The organism is Streptomyces sp. SID14436, assembly GCF_010548465.1.
Lineage (GTDB): Bacteria > Actinomycetota > Actinomycetes > Streptomycetales > Streptomycetaceae > Streptomyces.
The window spans coordinates 1-3,561 of sequence record NZ_JAAGMD010000487.1 but is presented as its reverse complement, the minus strand read 5'-3'; the positions used below and the strand labels follow the sequence as shown (position 1 = coordinate 3,561).

Sequence of the window (3,561 nt, the reverse complement as noted above, 5' to 3'; positions counted from 1 at the left end):
CCCGAGCCCGGTCGTCGCGCGCTGCGCCACGTGCTGCTCGACTGCCACGACCCGCGCCTGCGGGCCGAGCTGGCCGCGGAACTCGGCCGCCGCTCGATCACCTGGGGGCTCGCGGACGACGACGGCCCGGCCGACGCCCTCCTGCACGTCTGCCCCGGCACGGCGGACGGCCTGGCGCAGCAGCTGAGGGCGGGCTTCGAGACCGTACTCCCGCTCGCCGCACGCCACTTGGCGGCGGCCCCCGCCCCACCCCTGCGCGTCCTCGTCGCCCACCACGCCGACCCGGCGACCGGCCGGGCCCGCCCCGCCTACACGGCGCTCACCGCCCTGCTGCGCACCCTCGCCCTGGAACACAGCGGCTTCTCCGGTCTCACCGTGCACCTCGACGCCGACCCGGCGGACGGCGCACGGCTGCTCGTCGACGAACTCCTCGGCGCGGACGAAGGAGAAGTCCGGCTCACCGGCGGCCGCCGGGAGACCCTGGAGTACGAGGAGTACGCACCGGAGCCCGCCGGCCCGCCGGCCCCGACGGGCCGCGCGCGCACCTACCTGATCACCGGGGGCGCCGGACGGATCGGCGCCACGGTCGCCCGGCACCTCGCCGTGACACACCGGGCCGACATCGTGCTGTGCGGGCGCCGTCCCGCCGACGCCGCCGTCGCGGACCTCCTGCGGGAGCTGACCGCGACGGGCGTCGAGGCGATGTACCACCCGGCCGACGTCGGCGACCGCGACCAGGTGCGCGAGCTCGTCACCGCGGTCCGCCAGCGGTTCGGCGCCCTGCACGGCGTGGTCCACGCGGCCGGAGTCACCCGCGACGCCCTCGCGGTGCGCAAGACGCCGGACGACGCGGCCGCCGTCCTCGCCCCCAAGGTGTGGGGCGCGGTGCACCTCGACGAGGCCACCCGGGACGAACCGCTCGACTTCCTCGCCCTGTTCTCCTCCGTGGCGGCGTCCACGGGCAACCTGGGGCAGGCCGACTACACCTTCGCCAACGCCTTCCTCGACGCCTTCGCCGAGGAACGCACCGCCCTGCACACGGCCGGACTGCGTCCCGGCCGCACGGTGTCCATGGCGTGGCCGTTGTGGGCGGACAGCGGGCTGGCCGTGCCCGAGGCCAGCCGCACCCTGATGGCGCAGCACTCCGGCATGGTGCCCCTGCCGGCCGCGGACGCCCTGCGCGCCTTCGACACGTTCCTCGCCGGCGCAGAGCCACGCCCCGGCGTGGTCGCCTACGACCCCGGTCTCCGGCGGATGTCGGAAGCCCGCAGGGCCGGGGAGACGGGAGCGGCTGCGGGCGGCGTCCCGACGGCGGCGCGGTCCGCTACCGGGGCCCCGGCGGGCGCGAGCGCCGCGTCGGCCGGCAGCGTGGAACAGGAACTGCGGTCCCTGGCCGCCGGGTTCCTGATGGTCTCGGACGACGACGTGGACCTCTCCACCAACCTGATGGAGCTCGGCTTCGACTCCATCTCCCTGACCGAACTGATCACCCGGGTCAACGCCCGCTACGGCCTCGACCTGCTGCCCACCGTCCTGTTCGAGGCACCCACCCTGGAGGCACTGGCCGAGCGCCTGGTCCGCGACCACCCCGACATCGGCCGCACACCGGACGCCCCGGACGCTCCGGGCGCTCCGGCTGTCCCGGCCGCCTCCGTCGCTCCGACCCCCGCCGCTGACGGGGGCCCCGGGCACGTACCGGTCCGCGCGCAGCAGCCCCCGCCCCCGGCGCCCGAACCGGCCCCGGCGGAGAACCCGCCTGTGTCGGCCGGCGCCACCGGTACGCCCATCGCCGTCATCGGCATGGCGGGCCGGTTCCCCGGCGCCGACGACCTGACCGCCCTGTGGGACGTCGTCGCGGCCGGAGAGGACCGGATCGGACCCGTCCCCGCCGACCGGCCCGACCTGCTCGCCGACCCCCGGATGAAGGACGTGCGCGCCGGATTCCTGGACCGCGTCGCCGAGTTCGACGCCACCGCGTTCGGGATCTCGCCGCGCGAGGCCGGGTTCATGGACCCCCAGCAACGGCACTTCCTGGAGGTCACCTGGGAGGCCCTCCAGGACGCGGGCCGCCGCCCCGGCGAGCTGGCCGGCACGGCCACCGGAGTGTTCGTGGGCGTCGCCACCGGCGACTACAACGAGCTGATGGCGTCCCGGTCAGGCGCCTCGGAGGCGCACATGGCCACCGGAGTCGCCCACGCCGTCCTCGCCAACCGCGTCTCCCACCTGCTCGACCTGCGCGGCCCGAGCGAAGCCCTGGACACCGCCTGCTCCAGTTCGCTCGTCGCCGTGCACCACGCCGTACGGGCGCTGCGGGACGGCGACTGCGACCTGGCCGTCGCCGGCGGCGTGAACCTGACCCTGAGCCCCGCCCTGTACGACACGTTCACCCGGGCCGGCATGCTCAGCGCACAGGGCCGGTGCGCCTCCTTCGACGACTCCGCCGACGGCTACGTCCGCGGCGAGGGCGTCGGCGCCGTCGTCCTCAAGCCGCTGCACCGCGCCCTGGAGGACGGCGACCCGGTACGCGCCGTGATCCTCGGCAGCGCCGTGAACCACGGGGGCCGCTCGCCCTCGCTCACCGCCCCGAACCCACAGTCCCAGGCGCAGGTCGTCGTCGACGCGGTGCGCGCGGCGGGCGTCGACCCCCGCACCATCGGCTACGTCCAGGCGCACGGCACCGGCACCGCCCTGGGCGACCCCGTCGAGATCGAGGGCCTCAAGCAGGCGTACGCGCGGCTCTACGAGGACCGGAACCTGCCCGCCCCTGCCGCACCGCACCTCGCGGTCGGGTCCGTCAAGACCAACATCGGGCACCTGGAGGCGGCGGCCGGGATCGCCGGACTCCTCACCACCGTGCTGGCCATGGACCACGGACTGGTCCCGCCGAACCCGCACCTGCGGCGGCCCAACCGCCATCTGCGGCTGGACGGCACCCCGTTGACCCTCGCCGACGGCACCGCCCGCCCCTGGGCGCCCGTACCGGACGAGTCCGGCCGACCGGTCCGCAGGGCCGGCGTGAGCTCGTTCGGCTTCGGCGGATCCAACGCCCATGTGGTGCTGCAGACCGGCGGCCTGCCACGCGGCGGGACGGCACCGGTCACCGCCGACGGCCCGTTCGTCGTGCCCCTGTCGGCGCGCGACGAACAATCCCTCGCCGACTACCGCTCCCGGCTCGCCGACGCCCTCGACCGGGACCCGGACCTCCGTCTCGACCAGGTGGCCCACACCCTCCAAGCCGGACGGGAGGAACTGCCGCACCGCCTGGCCGTCGTCGCCTCCGACCGCGCCGGGCTGATCGCCGCCCTCCGCGACACCGCCTCGCAGACCGTGTACCGGGGTGTCGTGACCGGCCGGGCCGCCGACGGTCCCACCGGCGCCGGCCCGGCGGACCTCGCGGCGGCCTGGTGCACCGGTCACGCGGTCGACTGGGACGCGCTCTGGCCCGTCCCGACCGGGCGCGTGTCCCTGCCCGTACCGGGCTTCACCCGCACGGCCCACTGGTTCCCGCGGGCGGCGGACGACGCCCCGGCAGGCACCGCCGCCGGCTCCGTGGCCGCCGGC

General features: G+C 76.3%; 1 protein-coding gene. It reads left to right on the top strand.

Annotated features, from left to right (window positions below; all coding sequences use genetic code 11):
• Nucleotides 1-3,561, top strand: a 3,561-nt coding sequence (locus G3I53_RS16855) for an SDR family NAD(P)-dependent oxidoreductase (RefSeq protein ID WP_164438502.1), incomplete at both ends; no start/stop codon positions are given.